This is a genomic window from Nonomuraea sp. NPDC049378, from assembly GCF_055586745.1.
Map to the genome: position 1 here is coordinate 99,719 of NZ_JBVJHP010000004.1, position 19,477 is coordinate 119,195.

General features: G+C 72.6%; 16 protein-coding genes. 3 read left to right on the forward strand and 13 right to left on the reverse strand.

What is annotated here, in order from left to right; all coding sequences use genetic code 11:
* Positions 1-173: 173 nt before the first annotated feature.
* The 4 genes from ACZ6SA_RS10465 to ACZ6SA_RS10480 all read right to left on the reverse strand — a co-directional run bounded on the left by ACZ6SA_RS10465 (position 174) and on the right by ACZ6SA_RS10480 (position 3,671).
* Positions 174-485: a WhiB family transcriptional regulator gene (locus ACZ6SA_RS10465; RefSeq protein WP_101784355.1), complete on the reverse strand. Its 312-nt coding sequence runs from the start codon at positions 483-485 to the stop codon at positions 174-176.
* A gap of 99 nt (positions 486-584) precedes the next feature.
* Complete coding sequence (locus ACZ6SA_RS10470) at positions 585-1,454, reverse strand: sucrase ferredoxin (RefSeq protein WP_347644329.1); 870 nt, start codon at positions 1,452-1,454, stop codon at positions 585-587.
* Between the two features lie 102 nt (positions 1,455-1,556).
* Positions 1,557-3,068, reverse strand: coding sequence for a glycerol-3-phosphate dehydrogenase/oxidase (locus ACZ6SA_RS10475; RefSeq protein ID WP_465827508.1), 1,512 nt, complete (start codon positions 3,066-3,068; stop codon positions 1,557-1,559).
* A 51-nt stretch (positions 3,069-3,119) separates the two neighbouring features.
* Positions 3,120-3,671 (reverse strand): TetR/AcrR family transcriptional regulator, encoded by a 552-nt coding sequence (locus ACZ6SA_RS10480; protein WP_465827509.1) that lies wholly within the window; start codon positions 3,669-3,671, stop codon positions 3,120-3,122.
* A gap of 31 nt (positions 3,672-3,702) precedes the next feature.
* Here ACZ6SA_RS10480 and ACZ6SA_RS10485 point away from each other — a divergent pair, with 31 nt between their 5' ends.
* Positions 3,703-5,274, forward strand: coding sequence for an FAD-binding oxidoreductase (locus ACZ6SA_RS10485; RefSeq protein ID WP_347644357.1), 1,572 nt, complete (start codon positions 3,703-3,705; stop codon positions 5,272-5,274).
* Positions 5,275-5,338: 64 nt separating this feature from the next.
* On the opposite strand, the gene ACZ6SA_RS10490 is transcribed toward ACZ6SA_RS10485, so the two are convergent.
* Positions 5,339-5,629, reverse strand: a complete 291-nt coding sequence (locus tag ACZ6SA_RS10490) for a tetratricopeptide repeat protein (RefSeq protein WP_347644326.1) — start codon at positions 5,627-5,629, stop codon at positions 5,339-5,341.
* A gap of 466 nt (positions 5,630-6,095) precedes the next feature.
* On the opposite strand from ACZ6SA_RS10490, the gene ACZ6SA_RS10495 reads away from it, so the two are divergent.
* Both ACZ6SA_RS10495 and ACZ6SA_RS10500 read left to right on the forward strand, forming a co-directional pair.
* Entirely contained in the window at positions 6,096-7,364 is a 1,269-nt protein-coding gene (locus ACZ6SA_RS10495) for a metallophosphoesterase family protein (RefSeq protein ID WP_465827813.1), read from the forward strand.
* 54 nt (positions 7,365-7,418) lie between these two features.
* Positions 7,419-8,987 (forward strand): bifunctional 3'-5' exonuclease/DNA polymerase, encoded by a 1,569-nt coding sequence (locus ACZ6SA_RS10500; protein ID WP_465827510.1) that lies wholly within the window; start codon positions 7,419-7,421, stop codon positions 8,985-8,987.
* A 95-nt stretch (positions 8,988-9,082) separates the two neighbouring features.
* Here the strand turns inward: ACZ6SA_RS10500 and ACZ6SA_RS10505 are convergent, their stop codons facing one another.
* From ACZ6SA_RS10505 to ACZ6SA_RS10540, 8 genes are all read right to left on the reverse strand, one after another.
* A complete protein-coding gene (locus tag ACZ6SA_RS10505) occupies positions 9,083-10,372 on the reverse strand; it encodes an MFS transporter (RefSeq protein ID WP_465827512.1) in 1,290 nt (429 codons plus the stop codon).
* Between the two features lie 66 nt (positions 10,373-10,438).
* Positions 10,439-11,254, reverse strand: coding sequence for an MOSC domain-containing protein (locus ACZ6SA_RS10510; protein WP_465827513.1), 816 nt, complete (start codon positions 11,252-11,254; stop codon positions 10,439-10,441).
* A complete protein-coding gene (locus tag ACZ6SA_RS10515) occupies positions 11,251-12,447 on the reverse strand; it encodes a Cmx/CmrA family chloramphenicol efflux MFS transporter (protein ID WP_347644319.1) in 1,197 nt (398 codons plus the stop codon). The genes ACZ6SA_RS10510 and ACZ6SA_RS10515 overlap by 4 nt, the downstream gene beginning before the upstream one ends.
* A gap of 51 nt (positions 12,448-12,498) precedes the next feature.
* Complete coding sequence (locus tag ACZ6SA_RS10520) at positions 12,499-13,071, reverse strand: TetR/AcrR family transcriptional regulator (RefSeq protein WP_465827515.1); 573 nt, start codon at positions 13,069-13,071, stop codon at positions 12,499-12,501.
* A 77-nt stretch (positions 13,072-13,148) separates the two neighbouring features.
* Positions 13,149-15,506 (reverse strand): serine/threonine-protein kinase, encoded by a 2,358-nt coding sequence (locus ACZ6SA_RS10525; protein ID WP_347644317.1) that lies wholly within the window; start codon positions 15,504-15,506, stop codon positions 13,149-13,151.
* A gap of 220 nt (positions 15,507-15,726) precedes the next feature.
* Positions 15,727-17,118, reverse strand: coding sequence for a YlbE family protein (locus tag ACZ6SA_RS10530; protein WP_347644316.1), 1,392 nt, complete (start codon positions 17,116-17,118; stop codon positions 15,727-15,729).
* A gap of 49 nt (positions 17,119-17,167) precedes the next feature.
* Positions 17,168-18,523, reverse strand: coding sequence for an FdrA family protein (locus tag ACZ6SA_RS10535; protein ID WP_465827517.1), 1,356 nt, complete (start codon positions 18,521-18,523; stop codon positions 17,168-17,170).
* Positions 18,524-18,543: 20 nt separating this feature from the next.
* Positions 18,544-19,407 carry an oxamate carbamoyltransferase subunit AllH family protein gene (locus tag ACZ6SA_RS10540; RefSeq protein ID WP_347644313.1) on the reverse strand — a complete coding sequence of 288 codons (864 nt, stop codon included), beginning with the start codon at positions 19,405-19,407 and terminating at the stop codon, positions 18,544-18,546.
* Between the last annotated feature and the right edge of the window lie 70 nt (positions 19,408-19,477).

A 19,477-nucleotide genomic window follows, 5' to 3' on the forward strand; every position in this document is an offset into this window, starting at 1 on the left:
GGGATGTCGCCCGGCCGGACCGCTGGGTGAAGCCGTGGATGGTGCCAGGTGAGGGTGCCTGATCAGGCAGTTGTCCCGACCGGGTTCGCCAGGGCCTGGACGTGGAGGGCCAGGCCCTGGTTCATCGGGACAACTGCATGATCACGCGGGCTGGTGACGCAGCCGGGTGTGTGTCAGGCGGCGGAGATGCCGGCGCTGGCCGCGCGGCGCATACGACGGCGACGCTCGCTGGCGCGCTCGTCCTCGTTGAGACCGCCCCACGTGCCGTACTTCTCGGGCCGGGACAGCGCGTAGTCAAGGCACTCGGTGCGGACGGGGCACTGGGCGCAGATCGCCTTCGCCTTCCGCTCACGTACGTCACGCTCGGGCTGCCGCTCCCCGTCGGGGCCGAAGAAGAGCACGAGGTCCTCACCCCGGCACGCGGCATCATCCTGCCAACCCCAGCTGGGGCGCGGGCGGGCGAGCTGCCGACGTACCTGAGACATGAGAAAACCACCTTCGTGAGAGGTATTTCGGAATTGAGCCGCATTGGACGCTTATGGCGTCACTGTTCCAACGCAAGGTCGGGCCGTGATGTTCCCTGGTCAGGCGAGAGCGGGCGTGGCGTACCGCACAGGCGTGAGCCTGTCCAGCGAAACCAGCCGGTAGGTGGTGATCGTCTCGGCGCAAGCCGTACCACACGGCGCGGTGAACGCCGATGGCTCGATCACAACCTGGAACCGGACGTCGCCGCAGCGCACGATGGCTTTGGTGACGTCGCCGTCCGACCTGGAGGATTCCACGGCCACCGCGCCGACGGAACGCTCTCCCGTATGGGCTCGGGCGAAGTGTTCCACGGCTTGCAATGGCTCAGGGATGCCTGCGCGTCCCCGGTAGCGGTCGAGAATGATCTCGCCCGACCGGTACGCGTTAGCCGCTGCCAGTGCAGCAGCCTGAGACATGCTGCCGTAGAAAATTCCGTGTGGCAAGCACACGAGGTTGGCGGCGTAGCGATCGCCGCCAACGTGTGACGTTTCCCACACTCTGTCCGGCAAAGATTCGGCTAGTGACCGAGCGAGGGGCAATCCAATGCGGGCGCAGCACACATTGCGCTTGGCGTGCGTGCAGACCAGAAATACCGGCTCGTCTTCAAGTATGCAGGACTCCGGGACTGCTCCGGCCACGAAAGCGTCCAGGTCAAGATCGTCGGGACCTGCGACGACGCCCCCGGCGAGCCATGGGCGATCGCCGGCCGCGTGACCCAGTAGCACACGGATTCCCTGCTCCCGCTGGCGGGTCCGCTTTCCGGGACGGCGGATCAGCTGGGGCCTGATACCGCGTTCGAGCGCCCGGCGGACGAGTTCGGAGATTTCTTGAGGAAGTTCGAAGTTTTCCAGGCGCGAGGGCCAGGCGCCGGTGTATTCGATGAGCAGCCAGAGCCTGGCTCCCACGGTCGCGCTCGCCAGTGTGGGCACCTCGCCCGTGTGGCACCCGATGGGATGCTCGCAGCCCGTCGCCAACGCCCGTACCCCTTCCCCGACCAGATTAGGTAAGCCTAATCTAACGGGTTGGTGCCATCAGGCGGGGGGTGTTCCGCGCAGTACGTCCCGTGTCGCGGGCAGCGCGCGCTCCCTGTCCCGCTCGACCAGGCCGATCCTGGTCCGCCGGTCCAGCAGGTCGCCCTCGTCGAGCGCGCCCTCGTGCAGGACCGACCACAGCAGCTCGCCCCTGGTGATGCCGAGCCCGACCTCCTCGGGGTGCGCCTTGACGAGCTCGTGCACGGCCTGCGCCTCGGCGCCGTACCGCTCGGCCAGCCGCATCGGCACCCCGGACGGCTGCGGGCCCGCCCCCACGAGCGGGATCTTCTTCGTACGGCTCCGGCCGCCCGGCAGCCTCCTGTCCGAGACCGCCCGATCCACCGCGTCCTCGGCCATGCGGCGATATGTCGTCAGCTTGCCCCCGACGACCGTGACGACGCCCCCGCCCGACAGGACGGCGTGCCTCCGGGACAGGTCGGCCGTCCGCCCGTCGGCCGCCAGGAGGGGCCTGAGGCCCGCGTACGCGCCCGCAACCGCCTCTCTGGTCACCGGGGCCTCAAGAACGCCGTTCAGCACCTCCAGGAGCGTTCTGACGTCCTCCTCCGGCGCCTCGGGGACGTCCGGCACCGGCCCGTCCACCGGCTCGTCCGTGAGCCCGACGTACACGCGCCCGTCGTGCTGGGGGAGCACGAGCGCGAACCGGTTGCTCTCTCCCGGGACGGGCACGTGCAGGCCCGCGATCAGCCCGGGCAGCGTGCCGGGGGAGAGAACGAGGTGGGTGCCGCGTGACGGGCGCAGCCTCACCTGCGGATCCAGCGATCCGGCCCACGCTCCCGTTGCGTTGATCACCGCTGCGGCCCGGATGGTGAACTCCTCGCCCGTCAGCTCGTCGCGTACGTCCGCGCCCGCTTCCGAGAGCCGCAGCGCGCGGCAGCGGGTCAGCACGCGGGCCCCGCGGGCGGCGGCGGTCCTGGCGATCGCCACCACCAGCCGCGCGTCGTCGAGCAGCCGCCCGTCCCACGACAGCAGCGCGCCGCGCAGGCCGTCGCCGCTGAGCACGGGCGCCAGGGTGCGGGTGCGGGCAGCCGTGAGCCGCGTGGGACCTGGCAGCAGGCGGCGCGGCGTGCGGGCGGCGCCCCGCAGCGCGTCGCCCATCCGGTAGCCGGCCGCCACCATGGCCGCCTGCCGCCGCGAGACCGCGGGCGTCAGCGGCAGCACGTACGGGTGCGCCTTGACCAGGTGCGGAGCCGTGGTGCGGAGCAGGATGCCGCGCTCGGCCGCGCTCTCGTAAGCCACGTCGACCTGTCCCCTGGCGAGGTAGCGCAGCCCGCCGTGGACGAGCTTCGAGCTCCACCTGGACGTGCCGAACGCCAGGTCGTGGGCGTCGATCGCGGCCACGCTCAGCCCTCGGGACGCGGCGTCGAGCGCGGCGCCCGCGCCGGTCGCGCCGAGCCCCACCACCAGCACGTCCACCCGTTCCTCGGCCGTCCGGCGCAGCTCGCGGGCCCGTCTGCGGGCGTTCAGCGAACTCCCCGGGGAGGGCGTGCCCATCAGCCCGCCCTCCTTCGCGCGCGCGGGGTGAGGGCCGCGGCGGCGGCGCGGTCAGCGGCTCTCTCGGCTTTCTCGGCTTTCTCGGCTTTCTCGGCGGTCAAGGTATCCCTCCAGCAACGCGGTGAGTTCGTCGTCGAGGTCGTCCGCGGTCACGGGGCCGAGCATGGTCGGAGCGGACAGCAGGAACGACTGGGCCACCAGCAGCACGGCTCTGGCCCTGCGCGGATCGCCGAAGCCCCGCTCCAGCACCTCAAGCACGGCCTCGTGGGTCGCCCCACGCCGGTCGAGCAGGTAGGGGAGGAGCAGCTCGGGGTCCGCCTCCACGATCTTGCGCCACAAGGGGTGCGCGCGCAGCCCTCTGACACCGGCGACGACCGCGCGGACCGGATCGGACATGTCCAGCTCCGCGATCACCCGCACCCACTCCCTGGTCATCACGTCGGCGACCAGCGTGCGCACGTCGGGCCAGCGGCGGTAGAGCGTCATCCGTGACACCCCGGCCCTGCGCGCCACGTCCGTGAGGGTCGTCCTGCGCACCCCGTAGGCCAGCACGCAGTCGCGGGCGGCGTCCAGCACCCCGTCGTTGTGACGAATCGACGTCATGTGTCACAGTGTACCCATGCCTGGAGAACCCATGTCGTGGTCGGGATGGGGCGATCCCGCCCGCGCCCGGGAGCTGCCCGAGCAGATCCGCACGCTCCTGCACGACCTGCTCGGCGTGCGCGCGCCCGCCGTCCCCGCCGCCGCGCTGGAGGCGGTGCGGGTCCCGCCGGTCGCCCTGCCGGGGCCGCTGGTCGAGGCGCTGGCCGGGGTGGCCGGCGCCGAGCACGTCCTGACCACGCACGAGGCCCGCGTGCGGCACACGCGCGGAAAGTCCACCCCCGACCTGTTGCGGATGCGCGCGGGCGACGGCTCCGACGCGCCCGACGCCGTGGTGCTGCCCGGCTCGCACGAGGAGGTGGCCGAGCTGCTGCGGCTGTGCTCGGCCGAGCGGATCGCGGTCGTGCCCTTCGGCGGCGGCACCTCGGTCGTGGGCGGGCTCGCGGCCGCCCGCGCCGGATTCGCCGGAGTCGTCGCGCTCGACCTGGCCAGGCTCGACCGGCTGCGGTCGGTCGACACGGAGTCGATGGTGGCCGAGTTCGAGCCGGGCGTGCGGGCCGCCGAGGCCGAGCGGCTGCTCGCCGAGCGCGGGCTGACGCTCGGGCACTTCCCCCAGTCCTTCGAGTACGCCACGCTCGGCGGCTTCGCGGCCGCCCGATCCAGCGGCCAGGCCTCCGCCGGATACGGGCGCTTCGACGACATGGTGATGGGCCTCACCCTCGCCACCCCGGCGGGCACCCTGGACGTCGGCCGCGCCCCCAGATCGGCGGCAGGGCCCGACCTGCGGCAACTCGTCCTCGGCTCGGAAGGCGCTTTCGGCGTCATCACGTCGCTGCGCCTGCGGGTGCGCCGCGCGCCCGCCGAGCGCCGCTACGAGGGGTGGCGGTTCGCGTCGTTCGCGGCCGGCTCCGCCGCCGTGCGGGCGCTGGCGCAGGAGGGGCTCATGCCGGCCGTGCTGCGGCTGTCCGACGAGACCGAGACCATGGTCGGCCTGGCCGAGCCGGACGCCATCGGCTCGGGCGGCTCCGGCTGCCTGCTGATCGCGGGTCACGAGGGCGCCGCGGAGTCCGGGCGGCGGCAGGCCGTCTCCGCCGTGCTGGCGCGGCTGGGCGGCGAACCGCTCGGCGCGGGTCCCGGCGAGGCGTGGGAGCGCGGCCGGTTCTCGGCGCCGTATCTGCGCGACTCGCTGCTCGCGGCCGGCGCCACCGTCGAGACGCTGGAGACGGCCGGGTTCTGGGCGAACCTGCCGCGCCTCTACGACGCGGTGCGGCTCGCGCTGCTCGGGGCGCTCGGCTCGCCGCTCGTCATGTGTCACGTCTCCCACGCGTACGAGACCGGCGCCTCGCTGTACTTCACCGTCGTGACCCCGCAGGACGACGACCCGGTCGCCCAGTGGGAGCGGGCCAAGACGGAGGTGAACGCGGCCATCGTCGAGGCGGGCGGCACCATCACGCACCACCACGGGGTCGGCCGCGACCATCGCGACGCGTACGCGGCCGAGCTGGGTCCGGTCGGTGTGAGCGTCCTGGACGCGGTCAAGAGCCGGCTGGATCCCGCGGGCATCCTCAACCCAGGCGTGCTCGTCCCGCCGGTCGAACCGGCGTGACGTGCCCTTCGGGCCGCGGCGCCGGTCCCGGCCGCGCACGCCGGGGCGGGCACCGGCGGTGGCGTCAGTCGGGCCGGAGGAGCCGGTCGGCCTCGGCCACGAGCGCCGCGGCCTCGCTGTAGCGGTGGAGGGCCTCCAGCACGGCGGCGAGCCGGTACAGCGAAGCCACCAGCGGGGCGCCGCCCGCCGAACGGGTGAGCGCCACCGCCTCCTCGGCCAGCGGCAGCGCCTCCGCGGGCCGCCCGCGCCGGAGCAGCAGCCTCGCTCCCGCGACCAGGCAGCGGGCCAGCAGGCCCGAGTATTCCTCCGGCGACTCCCCGAACAGAACCCGGCTCCTGGCGATGGCTTCGCTCATGCTCTTGAACGCCGACCGACCCCACCGGGGGTGAGTCTGGGCATAAGCCAGTAAACCCTCAATGGCGTCCACTTCGGATGTGCCTCTGCGGGTCGCGTCATCAGGGCCGTTACGGGTCATGGGAGCCTCCCCTCGGCGGTCCCAACCGCTTGCTTGGGGGGTGAGGGTACACCATGGTGCACCCTCCGCGTCCCTGTCTGCACGGAGCGTTCAGGATGCGTGATCGGTAGATCGCGGTAGAAATATGGTCATGGTGGATGTCGCGGCCGAACGCGCAAAGCAACTTTCCTCGCGGGTGTCGGAGGCGGGCGCCGGATGGGCGTGCCCGCAGGTGGGGACGTTCTCGCAGCTCAGACCGGACAGGCGGGGTTTCAGCTGGCTCAATCCGCGGACGTTGTGGCGCTCGCGTAACGAGGTGCTCGCGGGGCTGTTCGGCGATCCGTCCGGGCAGGTGCGGGCGCGGTGGGTGGCGGGTCAGGAAGCGCGCGGGATTGATCCGGAATTTCGTATCAAGGCACCTGTAGCGGGGAATTTCAGTTTTCTGCTGCTCGGTGATACGGGGGAGGGAGATGCTTCTCAGTACGCCGTTGTTCCGGGGATGTTAAAACTCGGGCAGGGCACGTCGTTCGCGGTCATCGCGAGCGATGTGGTCTATCCGACGGGATCGGGCAACGAGTACGACGACAAGTTCTTCCGTCCGTACAAGGACTATGACGCCCCTATTTACGCCATCCCCGGCAACCACGACTGGTACGACGGACTCGGCGGGTTCATGCGGGTCTTCTGCGACGCCGAGCTCAAGCCGAAACCCGACCGCGGGATCCGCGGACTGCTGTGGCGCAAGCCGGAGCCGATCGACGAGGAACGGCTGGCCGAGGCGCGGCAGCTCAGGGGCAGGCCGGCCCAGCAGGCGACGCAGCCGGGGCCGTACTGGGCGATCGAGAGCGACCACCTGCTCATCGTCGGCGTCGACACCGGCATCAGGAACAACATCGACAAGGGGCAGACGGCGTGGTTGCGGCGGGTCTCGGCAGACCCCCGGCCCAAGATCCTCGTGACGGGCAAGCCCATCTACACCGCCAACGCCTACAAGCCGTCACCGCTGGAGGAAGGCGGCACGATCGACGACATCGTGCGCGACCCCGCACACCGGTACGTCGCGGTCATCGGCGGCGACGTGCACAACTACCAGCGCTATCCGGTCAAGGTGGGGGACCGGGTGATCCAGTACGTCGTGTCAGGGGGCGGCGGCGCGTTCATGCACGCGACGCACACCATCGAGCGGGTCGACGTGGCCGGCGTGCACGAGGACGACTTCAGGTGCTACCCGCTGCGCGGCGACTCGCTGTCGTTCTACAGCCAGCTCTACGCCACCAGGCTGCGGATGAAGTGGCTCTACCTCACGCCCGCGGAGGCCGCGTGCGTCATGTCGGAGCACGTCAAGAACCGGCCGGTCAGGACACCGGAGGGCACCGTCGCGATCACCCGCAGGATGCGGTGGGCGGCGCGGCTGCTCGGGGCCTGGCCGTGGCCGTTCAGGCTGCCCGTCGACAAGGTGTTCCACCGCTACCTGTCCGAGCTGTCCGACTGGGACACCCCGCCCTTCTTCAAGCAGCTGATGCACGTCACGGTCACGCCCGGCGAGCTGACCCTGCGCTGCTTCGCCGCCACCGGGTGCCTGGGGCAGGAGCTGGATCCGCCGCTGGAGGACGAGGTGCGCATCAGCCTCGCGTGAGCCGTTCCCGGCCCGTTCCCGGCTTTGTCGGAGGCGTTTGGCACTCTTGACCACGTGCATGTCGTGGTCGCGGGAGAGACGCTGCTCCCGGTCGGTGGCTCCCCTCGCCGTCCCGCCGATCTGGCGCGGGCCGTCGCCGAGCTCGAGGCGGCCGAGCGCCCGCGCTGGGTCTGGGCCGACGCCAGGGAGGACTACACGCCCCTGGTGGCGGCCGGTGTGCGGGTCGCGCGCTGCCATGACATCGCGCTCACCGAAGGGCTGCTGCTGGCGCACGAGGGCAGCCACGGCGAGGCCCGATCCGCCAGGGCCGCGCACGCCAGGCTCCACGGGCTGGCGGTGCCCGATGACGAGCCGAGCGCGCCCGGCACGCTCTTCGCGCCCGAGCCGCTCGGAGCGGAGGCGGTGGCGGAGGTGCTGGCCGGCCAGCTCGGGCGCATCGCGGCGCTGCCCGAGCCAGGAAGGTTCCGGCTGCTGGTCGCCGCGGAGTCCGCGGGGGCGCTCATCGCGGCCGAGATGGCGCACGACGGCATGCCCTGGCGCGCGGGCGTGCACGACGAGCTCCTGACCGAGCTGCTCGGCCCGCGGCCCGTGCACGGCATGCGGCCGGCCAAGCTGCAGGCACTGGCCTCTGAGGTGGCGGCGGCGTTCGGCCATCCGGTCAACCCCGACTCGGTGCAGCAACTGGTCAGGGCGTTCAAGGGCGCCGGGGTGACGCTCAAGACGACCAGGTCGTGGGAGCTGAAACGCGTCGACCACCCCGCCGTGGCGCCGCTGCTGGCCTACAAGGAGCTGGCCAGGCTGTTCAGCGCCCACGGGTGGGCGTGGGCCGACCAGTGGGTGCGCGACGGCCGCTTCCGCCCGGAATACGTGGTGGGCGGGGTGGTCTCCGGGCGGTGGGCCACCAGCGGCGGCGGGGCGCTGCAGATCCCCAAGGTGATGCGGCGGGTGGTGGTGGCCGACGAGGGGTGGAGCCTGATCGTCGCCGATGCGGCCCAGCTGGAGCCGCGGGTGCTGGCGGCGATGGCCGGTGACGGAGGGCTGGCCAGGGCGGCGGGGGAGATCGACCTCTACGCGGCGCTGGCGCAGTCGTTCGGTGGCGAGCGGGCCAACGCCAAGATCGCGATGCTGTCGGCCATGTACGGCGGCACCAGCGGCGACGCGTCCAAGCTGCTGACGGTGATGCGGCAGCGCTTCCCCAAGGCCTACCAGTTCGTCGAGGACGCGGCGAAGGCGGGCGAGGAGGGGCGGCTCGTGCGCTCCTGGCTCGGGCGCACCTGCCCGCCCCCGTCGGCGCGGTGGAAGGAGCTGGTGTCGGGGCCCGAGGGCGGGCGGGCGGCCAGGGACCGAGGGCGGTTCACGCGCAACTTCGTGGTGCAGGGCACGGCCGCCGAGTGGGCGCTGGCGCTGATGGCGGTGCTGCGAGGGCTGCTGCCCGAGCCGGCCCGGCTGGTGTTCTTCCAGCACGACGAGGTGATGGTGCACTGCCCGCTGGAGCAGGCCGACGAGGTGATGGCGGCGGTGTCCGCGGCGGCGGCCGAGGCGAGCAGGCTGCTGTTCGGGCAGACGCCGGTGCGCTTCCCCATGGAGGCCGTGGCGGTCACCTCCTACGCCGACGCCAAATAGGCACGTCCCCGGACAGCCGGGCAGGAGCGCACGCTATCGCCGGTTCTCGGACAGCCGGGCAGGAGCGCACGCCCGCGGTCACCGGGTTCGGCGGGCTACCCGGCAGGGGAGACGGTGGGGGTGCGGCGCCAGACGGTGACGAGCCAGCAGCCGGCCAGGGCGACCATGACGCCGACGACCAGGCCGAGCATGCCGTAGCCGAGCATCCCCACGATCGCCCCGGCGACGATCGTGCCCGTGGCGCCGCAGACGTTCATGAGCAGGTCCGACAGGCCCTGCACGGCGGGGCGGCGGGGGAGCGGGACGGACTCCGTGACCAGGGCGGAGCCCGACACCAGGCCGCACGACCAGCCCAGTCCGAGCAGCACCAGCGCCGCCGTCACCTGCCACACCCGGTGCCCAGCCGTGCCCGCCAGCGTGGCCGCGCACAGCAGCAGGGCCATGCCGAGCACCAGCACCGGCAGCTTGCCCGCCCTGTCGGCCAGCCAGCCGACGACCGGCGACAGCACGTACATGCCGGCGATGTGCAGGCTGATCACGAGGCCGATGACGTCCAGGTTGGAGCCGTCGTGGTGGAGCTTGACCGGGGTCATCGACATGACCGACACCATCGCGGTGTGGCTGATCGCGATCATGATCAGCGCCGTGCGGGCCATCGGGGTCGTACGCAGCGTCTCCCAGGCTGTCTTGATGGTCCGGTTGCGGCCGGGCGCGGGCTTGTCCTGCGTGTCGTCCAGCAGGCCGCGCGCCAGCTTGAGCGGGTCGGGCCGGAGCAACCCGAGGATGATGAGCAGGGCCAGGGCGAACGCCAGCGCGGCGAACGCGAACGGCCCCGCCTTCGCCGCCATCCCCAGCCGCATGCCGATCTCGTCGGCGGGCTCGGCCAGGTTCGGACCGGCCACGGAGCCGATGGTGGAGGCCCAGACGACCAGCGACAGGTGCCGGGCGGAGCGGCCCTTCGGGGAAAGGTCGGTGGCGGAGTAGCGCGCCGCCAGGCTGCCGGCGCTGCCGCCGCCCACCAGCACCAGCCCCACCAGCAGCAGCGGCCACGAGCCCAGGGTGATGGCGGCCACGGAGATCGCGCAGCCGGCCAGGGCCGCCAGATAGGCGAGCGACAGGCCGGCACGCCGCCCGCCGCTGCCCGATGCCCTGGCCGTGGGCAGGGCCAGCAGTGCCGCGCCGGCCACGGTGGCCGTGCCGGCGAAGCCGCTGATCACCGTGGATCCCGACAGCTCGTCCACGACCACCGAGCTGAGCGCCAGCCCGACCGCCACGCCCACGCCGCCCACGATCTGCGTCGCGGAGAGAACGGCCAGGGTGCGACGCTGAATGCTCGGGATCCGGTCAGAGGGCAGCGTCGCGGGCTGGATGGGGGCACTGGTCACCAGTGAAGTCTGACATAACCCCCCAACACCGCCACAAAGACGACAGAATTCTTATTTCCGCGATATTCAGAGGATCGTGACGGCATCGCCCACAACGATGCGTCCGGGCCCGTCAGGGATCAGATTGATCCCGAACCAGACCTTGCCGTCCCACTTGCGGTGCCTGGCCAGCGTCCTGAGGGGCTCCTTGCCCTTGGTGTACGTGGCGGTGTCGATCGTGGTCAGCACGCAGCGGTCGCAGCCCTTGGTGACCCGGAAGCCGACGTTCCCGATGCGCAGCCGCTTCCACCCGTCCTCGGCGAAGGGGGTGTCGACCCCGTCGATCACCACGTTCGGCCGGAACCGGCGCATGGGCAGCGGCGCGGGCGGCTCCTCGCCGTGTTCGAGCGCCGTCTCCGCGATCCAGTCGTTGAGCTGGGCGAGCGAGGCGCTGGTGGTGAGCAGCAGGGGATAGCCGTCGGCCAGGCTCACGCGGTCCTCCGGGCGCCCGTACGCCGGATTGACCGGGCGGCGGGTCGGGTCGTCGAGCCACTTGAGCCGGACGGGCTGCCCGGCGAGCTCCGACAACCACCGCGCCGCGTCGTCGCCGCAGTCGGTGAGCTCCACCGGGGTGCGTCCCACCTTCACCGTGGACATCGTGGTGGCCGGGACGACCGGCAGCGGGGCGGCGTGCGGGCCGGTCAGCGTGAGGGTGTCGCCGTCGAGCTCGGCCACGCAGGCCAGCAGCGCCGGCTCCTCGCGCGCGGTGAGGAGGTCGCCGTTGCGGTCGGTGACGAGATAGCGCCGGTCGCCTGCCAGACCCCACGGCTGCACCTCAGCCTCATCGACGTCATGACCGGTGGTCGATTTGATGGGATAAAAGCGGATGTTCCCCAGCTTCATACGGCAGACCGTATCTCACTGATCGGCGCGGCCTGCGGGGACGCGCTCCTGCGGTGCTGGTACGCGGCCAGCGCGACCGCGCCGAGCGCGGCCACCCCGATGGCGGCGCCGATCCAGGCGACGGACGGGTAGCCGAATCCCGCGCCGATGGACAGCCCGCCCAGCCAGGGGCCCACGGTGATGCCGACGTTGAAGGAGGAGACGTTCATCGCGGCGGTCAGCGTGGGAGCGGCCTTGGCGAGGGCGAAGGGGCGGGCGTTCAGCGCCGGGTTGGTGCCGAATCCGAACGCGCCGAGCAGGAAGACCAGCACGATGGCGAGGACGGGCACGGCCGCGGACGCGGCCAGCGCGGCGGAGGTCGCGATGAGGCCCGTGACCCCGGTGAACAGGACGAGGAACGGCCGCGCGTCGGCGGTCCTGCCGCCGATCGTGATGCCGATCAGCGCGCCGACCCCGTACAGGGCCAGGACGGCGGGAATCCAGGCGGGCGCCAGGCCCGTGGTGCCCGTCAGCAGGACGCTCAGGTAGCTGAAGGAGGCCAGCAGGGCCGCCGTGGTCAGCGCGATCGTGCCGTAGGCGAGCCAGAGCGGCGGGTTCAGCATGGCGCGGAGCTCATCCTGCACGCGGGGCCGAGCCCCGGCCTCGGGACGGCCGCCGGGGATGGTGGCGAACACGCCCACCGCGGCGAGCGCCGACAGCCCGGCCACCGCCCAGAACGCGGCCCGCCAGCCGAGATGCTGGCCGATGACGGTGCCCGAGGACAAGCCGATGATGGTGGCGACCGTCAGCCCGCCCGCCAGGATGCTCATCGCCCTGCCGCGGGCGTTCGCGGGCACGAGGCCGATCGCGGTGCTCGCCGCCACGGCCCAGAAACCGGCGTACACGAAGGCGCCGGCCACGCGGGTGGCGAACACGACGGCGTAGTCGGCCGTCATCGCGCCAACGACGTGCGTGAGGGCGAAGACCAGCATGAACGTCAGCAGCGCCGTACGGGGTGGCCAGCGCAGCGTGGCGATGGCCAGCACGGGAGCGCCGACCAGCATCCCGATGGCGAACGCCGAGATCAGCAGCCCCGCCTCGGGGACGGACACGTGCAGGTCGCGGGCCATCTCCGGGAGCAGCCCGGCCAGCATGAGCTCCGACGTGCCCTGCGCGAATATCGACAGGCCCAGTATGTAGACCGCCAGGGGCATGGCGATTCCTCCAATTTAGAATGATCAGTACAAAATTAGGGCGCGAAAAAGTCAGAACGCGTCCAGCGCGGTTCGTGCGACGGACGCGAGGGTCTCACGGCCGGCGCCCCCGCAGGCGGCCACGCGCAGGCCGCTGACCGTGGCGACGACGAAGTGTGCCAGGGCGAGCGCGTCCTTGCCCGCGTCGATCTCGCCCCGGGAGATGCCGGCCTCGATCGCCCCGCGGATCATCCGCACCCGCTTGTCGTAGTCCAGCCGCAGCAACTCGGCGACCGCCGGGTCGTGACGGGCCATCTCGACCTGCGAGTTGACCACCAGGCAGCCGGCCGGCTCCTCGGGATCGGGCTCGACCGCCCACCCCAGCACGGTGCCGACCTTCTCCCTGGCGGGCAGGTCGGACTCCATCAGCTCGGCGAGCCTGGCGTTGCGCCCGTCCATGTAGTGGCGCAGCGCCTTCTGGAACAGATCGTGTTTGCTCGCGAAGGTGTTGTAGATGCTGCTGCGCCCGAGACCGGTGGCCGCGCACAGGGCCTGCGTCGAGGTGTTCTCGTAGCCCGCGCCCCAGAACGCGCGCATGGCCGCCTCGACCGCACGGTCCTCCTCGAACGTCCTCGGTCGCGCCATGCCCGGCACGCTACCAGTTTTGGAACGGCCAGTGCAATATTCGGGGGTTCACGGTGAGACCCGCCGTCGCGCCGAGGTCAGGTGCTTCGCCGGAACGTGTCGAGGAACACCTTGCGCGTGCCGGCCTGGTCGTCCCACTTCAGCTCGGGCAGGTCGAACGTGATCATGAAACCGGTCGTGTCGTCGATCGTGACGTATCGGGTCAGCGCGTGCATGGGGACCCCGTTGGCGGTGGTGTAGGTGTACTCCCAGTCGGTGGCCTTCCATCCCCGGTAGGACACGGCACGCAACTGCACCTGGATGTAGCTCTCCCTGCCGCCCTCGGACTCCTCCCTGCTCAGCCGGGACAACCCGCCGTCGGCCTGCGGCGTCACCCGCTCCACCACGATCCGCATGCCGGAGTCCTCCGGCCCGTCGAACGTGGTCCTGCCGTCGGCCTTCGCCGGCTTCCAGCCCTCCGGCACGCCGGCCGCGAACCCGGCGGCGGTGTGCTCCTCGTAGCCCTCCGGCACCGGGGACGGCTCGCCCCCCGCGGCCGGAGCGCTCGTCGTGGCGGTGGGGGACGCGGTCGCGGCGGTGACCGCGGCCGGCTCCTGCGATGATCCGCCGGACAGGACGATCATCACGGCGCCCGCGACGACGGCCACCGCCACGATCGCGCTGATGAACGTGAGCGGCGTCGGCCGGCCGTCGCGTATCCACGCGCCGCCGCCGTCGTCCTCGCTCCTGCGCCTGCTCGTGCCGGTGCGCGGGGAGGGGCCGGGCAGCGTGGCCAGGCGGCTGCGGCCGATGTCGTGCGACAGGCCGCGTGACTGCTCGTGCAGGTCGGCGGGGGAGGCCAGCGGCCACGGGGTGGCGCCGGACGTACGGCTGTCGGACGTCAGCGGCAGGATCGGCCGGGGCCGCGGTCCTGAGGACGCGTCCATGCCGTCGGCGGAGTCGTCCACGGACGGGTACGTCCCGAAGGGGTCCGGTCCGCCGGGCGAGGACGCGCCACTCTGTGCAGGCGGGCCACCGAGCGAGGAAGGGCCGCCGGGCGCGTGCGAGCCGTCGAGCGAGGGCGGGGCGCCGATCACGGGGAAGCCGCCCGAGGACGAGGGCCCGCCCAGCGGGGAAGAAGGGTCGAGCGAGGGCGGGGCGCCGGCCACGGGGAAGCCGCCCGAGGACGAAGGGCCGCCCAGGGAAGGGCCGCCGTCAGGTGAAAGCGGGCCGCCGGGTGAGGGCGGGCCGCTGCCCGGCCGCTGTGCCCCCGACGGGCCGCCGAACGCCTCGAACCCCTGCGCCGGCGGTAACCGGTCGGTGTTGTGGCTGCCCGACGGGCTCGTCATCCCGTCATAGGGCATCGAGTAGCCGCCCGACGGGCTGCTCATCGGGTCGTACGGCACGCGCACCGGCCCCGAGGGCGTCTCCACGATCCGCGACGGCATCGGCCCCGAGGGGTGTTCCAGCGGCGGCAGCAGCACGGCCGGCGTCGGGTCGGCCTGGCTGGGCAGCGTTCCAGGCGGGGTCCCCGGCAGCGTCCCAGGCGGGGTCTCCTGCGGGCGCGGCCTGGCGGAGCCGTGCGCGCCCAGCACCGTCTCCAGCATCTCGATGACCTGGGCGGAGGTCAGCCGTTCCGCCGGGCTCTTGCGCAGCAGGCCCTCGATCACCGGCATCAGCGCCCCGGCCCGCTGCGGCCTGATCGGGTCCTGGGTGAGGACCGCGCCGAGCACGGCGATCGGGTCGGGCCCTTCGTACGGCGGCCGCCCCTCGACGGCGGCGTACAGCGTGGCCCCGAACGACCACAGGTCGGCCGCGTGCGTGATCGGCTGGCCGGACAGGCGCTCCGGCGGGATGTACGCGGGCGACCCCATGAGCAGCCCGGTCTGCGTGATTGTCACGTCGCCCTCGATGGCCGCGATGCCGAAGTCGGTCAGCACCACCCGGTCCGAGGTCAGCAGGACGTTGCCGGGCTTGATGTCGCGGTGCATGATGCCGGCGGCGTGGGCGTGCCGGATCGCGTCGAGCACCCTGATGCCGATCTCGGCCGCCTGGATCACCGGCAGCGGCCCGCTCTGGCGTACGGCCTGCTCCAGGGACCACGCGCGGACCAGTTCCATCACGATCCAGGGGCGGCCGTCCTCCTCGACGACGTCGTGCACGGTCACGATGCCGGGGTGCGTCAGCCGCGCGGCCGACCTGGCCTCGCGCAGCATGCGCCGGTGCGCCACCTGCTTGCCCGCGTGGTCGAGGCCGTACGGCAGGATCAGCTCCTTGACCGCGACGTCCCGGTCGAGCAGGACGTCGTGGGCCTGCCACACCATACCCATGCCGCCCCTGCCGACCGGCGACATCAGCCGGTAGCGCCGGCCGATCAGGCGGCCCTGGCTCTGCGGGGTGCCGCTCGGGGGGCCTCCCTCCGCGCCGGGGCCGCTGAGCAAGCGGTCGGCTGCCATGTTCCCGCCCCCATCTCGCCTCATCCGTCACGTGCGTTCTCACGCTACTTGCAGATTGCCACTGAGAAATCCGCCTGACGGCTGCCGCAATGGGCTTTGACCAGGTGCGGCGACAGGGCCGCGGCGGTTTTCTTGCTGGCCTGAGGTTCGTTACGATATCGGCGCTATAACCGCAAGGGAAGCTGACATTGCTTGACAATAGTGCTGACGTGCGGCTATTTCACTTTTCAAATGGGTCACTTGCCGAGCGTGCCAACGCCAGCAACGCGCCGGCGAACGCCTCGGCGGGCGGCCTGACCAGGCCCGCGCCGACCTGCCCCGTGCCGGCCACGCGTCCCGCGATGCCGGTGTTGACGACGGGCAGCAACCCCGTCCTGGCCACCAGGGCGACGTCGATGCCGGCGGGAGTGCCGCGGAAACCGAGGCCCGGGATCTGGTAGGCGGGATGCTCGGCCAGCGTGATCTCGTACATCGAACGGGTGGCCCTGACGGCGTCGGAGACCTCGCCGCCGACGAAACGCACGATGGCGGGGGAGGCCGCCATCGCGAAGCCGCCCAGGCCGGAGGTCTCCGTGATGGTGGAGTCGCCGATGTCCGGGTTGGCGTCGCCAGGGCCGTACGCGCCGAGATAGAGCCCGTCGGGCACGCCGGCCGGGCCGGTGAACCAGCGTCCGCCCAGCCCCGAGACCTGCACGCCGAAGTCGGTGCCGTTGCGCGCCATCGCGACCACCAGCGACGAACCCGGCACGTCGCGGGCCGCGTCCGTGCTGACCTTGGCCGCGGCCATGCCGGCGTTGAGGAAGAAGTGGTCGTTGCCGTTGATGAAGCGCAGCACCTGCGCGGCGGCCCCGGGGGCGGCCTCCACCACGGCGGGCGCCAGCTCGCGCAGCAGCAGCGAGGTGGCGGCGCGGTTGCGGTTGTGCAGCTCGTCGCCCATCTGCAGCGCCTGCGCGATCAGCGAACGCAGGTCGATCGGCCCGGTGCGCTCCAGCGCCGCGGCCAGGGCGGGGCCGAGCACCCCGTCCATCCAGCGCAGCCGCTCCAGCACCTCCGGCCCGTACGCGCCGTAGCGGAGCACCTTGCCCAGGCCCTCGTTGAGCGAGCAGTAGGCGGTGCCGCCGTGCTCCTCGTCGCGCACCTCGAACACCCACATGGACGGGCTCACCACGCCCGCCATCGGGCCCACGGTGGCGTGCTCGTGGCACGGGCGCAGCGTGACGCCGCCCTCGGCGAGCGTGCGCCCGGCCTCGTGCTCGTCGCCCGCCAGGCCCTCCAGCAGCATCGCGCCGATGAGGGCGCCGCGCATCGGGCCGGACGCGCGCTCCCACGTGATGGGCGGGCCCGCGTGCAGGAACGTCCCCTCCGCCAGCAGCTCCGAGGCGCGCCGCACGCCCACCAGGTGCGGGCGGGCGGAGGTCAGCCGGCTGACGGCCAGCTCGTTGGCGGCCTGCCTGCGCGGGTCGGCGAGGACTCTGGCCAGCGCCTCGGCCGTGCCGGGCAGCGGCGGCCGCCACGCCACGGGGACCGTCGGCACGGCCTGGGCCCTGAGCGCGTCGTCGAGCAGGCCGGCGCCGACGGTGACGACGCGGGGCGGTGCGGAGAGCAGGGTCACAGCAGGCTCCTGGCGTGCTGGGGGGCCTGGGCGTCGGAGGTGAACGGGGTCACAGCAGGCTCCTGGCGTGCCGGGCGGCCTGGGCGTTGGAGGTGAACACGGCCGCGCCCGCCTCGCGGAAGGCGGTGGCCTGGCGGTGCAGGTCCTGGGGGTCGCCCTCCGTGCCGATGAGGGCGATGACGACGGTGGCGGGGGCGCGGGCGACGGCGTGCGCGAGCGAGGCGGCCGGATCGGGGTCGGCGCCGTGGCCGAGCACGACGTCCATGAGCACCACGTCGGTGTCCTCGGTGCAGGCGAGCGCCTCGACGCGGAGCGCCGGGTCGATCATGGGGTGGGCGCGTCCCCTGGTGTAGGCGTCGTCGCCGTAGTCGACGATGTCGCCGGAGCCGGCGACCATCGCGGCCTCCGCGCTGAGCGTGCCGCCGGCGTAGACGCCCTTGATCGCCTTGCCGGCCGGGCGGCCGCCCGGCCACGACGGCCAGGACGGCCACTCGGGTACGGGCCTGCCGAGCGCGCGCAGCACCTGCTCCGTCGCCTCCGTGAGGTCGGGCGCGCCCTCCTGGAGCATCGCGCGTACGACCGGCGTGCGCAGCCGGCCCACCGACTCCTCCACGGCCCGGGCCACCTCCGGCGACGGCGGCTTGGAGATGAGCACGATCAGCTCGGTGGCCGGGTCGTCGTCCAGCATGCGCAGGGCCCGCAGCGCCGACAGGCCGCCCACCTCGGCCGACAGGTCCCTGCCGCCCACGCCGAGCACGTGGCTGACGCCCGTGCCCGCCCAGTCGAGCAGGGACGTCACCTGCTGCGCGCCGGTGCCCGAGGCCGCCACCACGCCCACAGGGCCGGGGCGCAGGACGTTCGCGAAGCCCAGGCCGACGCCGCCGATCACCGCCGTGCCGCAGTCGGGGCCCATCACGAGGACGTCCCTGGTCTCCGCCCGCTCCTTCAGCAGGCGTTCCTGCCACACGGGCACGCCGTCGCTGAAGATCATGACGGGCAGGCCCGCCTCGACGGCGTCCAGTGCCTCGGCGAAGGCGTGCTCCCCGGGCGTGGAGACGAGAACCAGGTCAGCCGGGTTCCGCGCGGCCGAGCGGGTGGTCAGCGGCGGCTGGTGCTCCGGCGCCGGATCCGTTCGCTGGAAGGTGGTCAGCTGCCGGTCGGCCTCCTCGACGGCGGCCTCGGTGTCGCTCGCGCGTACGGCGATCAGCAGGTCGCCCGGATCGGTCGCCGGGACCGTGAACCCCAGCTCGCGCAGGATGGACACGTTGAGATCGGTGGCCATGGCGACCATGGCGGCCCTGACACCCGGCATGTCGGACAGTGCCCGGCTGACCCGCATGAGCGTCACCGAGTCGTGATAAGTCCCCCGCCGTACCAGCACCATCTCGCTCACAGCGTCACTCACGGGCTTGCTCACTGGCTCACTCACTGCTCCGGTTCCTGGTCGGCCAGGGCGAGGACCGCGTTCACCCCGATGGCGACGCCCTGCGCCAGATCGGCCCCCGAGGTGTGGCCGAGCCGGTGCAGCCGGCGCAGCGCGGGATCGAGCGCCTGCGTGCCGGCGATGCCGCGCAGCACCCCGATCACCTCGGGGCTGGCCGCGCCCCTGGCCGCGCAGTGCAGCAGCGTGGCCGAGATGGGCGTCGTCCGCGTACGGGCGTCGAAGGTGACCGTCGCGCCGAGCCAGCCGGCCAGCCAGACCGCCCGATCCACGCCGGCCGCCGCGCCCACGTGCCGCAGGGTCACCAGCAGCCCGGCCAGAACGTCGTCGCCGCTCGGCGTGAGCCCCGGCCCCAGCCCCACCAGCTGCTCGGCCGCCGTCACCGCCCCCAGCAGCCAGCCCTTGGCGCATCCGCCCGCCAGCATGTCGACCGCGGCGTTGCCGGCCAGGCCCGGCTCGGGCGGGTCGGTCAGGCGGGCGGCGGCGCGCACGAGGCTCGCCCGGTCGACCGTGCCCAGCGGCGGCGAGGGATCCCACCAGCGCCGGACGGTCAGGTTGAGCGGGCCCAGCTCGATCGAACGGTCGCCCACCGAAGCGTCGTCACCCACCGTGACCTTCGGGAGCGGGCCGGACAGCAACACGGAGTTGGGCAGGCGGATCGCCTCGCCGGTGATGACCGCGATCACCGAAGGCTCAAGATCGGTCCTGACCTCCAGGTAGATCCCGCTGGGAAACGCGGCGAGCACGCGCGCCGGGCGGCGGGACGACTCCAGGACGGGACGTACCGCCGTGCTGGCCGCTCCCGTGACGTGGACGCGGGTACGTCTCGCGTGAGTGCTGACCGTCACCAGACCTCCCAACCGACCCTGGTCCTGACCGTAGAACGGGCCGGGAACCCTCCGTACGGGTAAATTTGCC

Excerpts from the sequence above, each read along its gene's own strand:
- ACZ6SA_RS10475 (WP_465827508.1), bottom strand. The coding sequence starts at position 3,068 with ATGGGCACGCCCTCCCCGGGGAGTTCGCTGAACGCCCGCAGACGGGCC.
- ACZ6SA_RS10465 (WP_101784355.1), bottom strand. The coding sequence starts at position 485 with ATGTCTCAGGTACGTCGGCAGCTCGCCCGCCCGCGCCCCAGCTGGGGT.
- ACZ6SA_RS10515 (WP_347644319.1), bottom strand. The coding sequence starts at position 12,447 with ATGCCCCTGGCGGTCTACATACTGGGCCTGTCGATATTCGCGCAGGGC.
- ACZ6SA_RS10525 (WP_347644317.1), bottom strand. The coding sequence starts at position 15,506 with ATGGCAGCCGACCGCTTGCTCAGCGGCCCCGGCGCGGAGGGAGGCCCC.
- ACZ6SA_RS10480 (WP_465827509.1), bottom strand. The coding sequence starts at position 3,671 with ATGACGTCGATTCGTCACAACGACGGGGTGCTGGACGCCGCCCGCGAC.
- ACZ6SA_RS10510 (WP_465827513.1), bottom strand. The coding sequence starts at position 11,254 with ATGAAGCTGGGGAACATCCGCTTTTATCCCATCAAATCGACCACCGGT.
- ACZ6SA_RS10520 (WP_465827515.1), bottom strand. The coding sequence starts at position 13,071 with ATGGCGCGACCGAGGACGTTCGAGGAGGACCGTGCGGTCGAGGCGGCC.
- ACZ6SA_RS10485 (WP_347644357.1), top strand. The coding sequence starts at position 3,703 with ATGTCGTGGTCGGGATGGGGCGATCCCGCCCGCGCCCGGGAGCTGCCC.
- ACZ6SA_RS10490 (WP_347644326.1), bottom strand. The coding sequence starts at position 5,629 with ATGAGCGAAGCCATCGCCAGGAGCCGGGTTCTGTTCGGGGAGTCGCCG.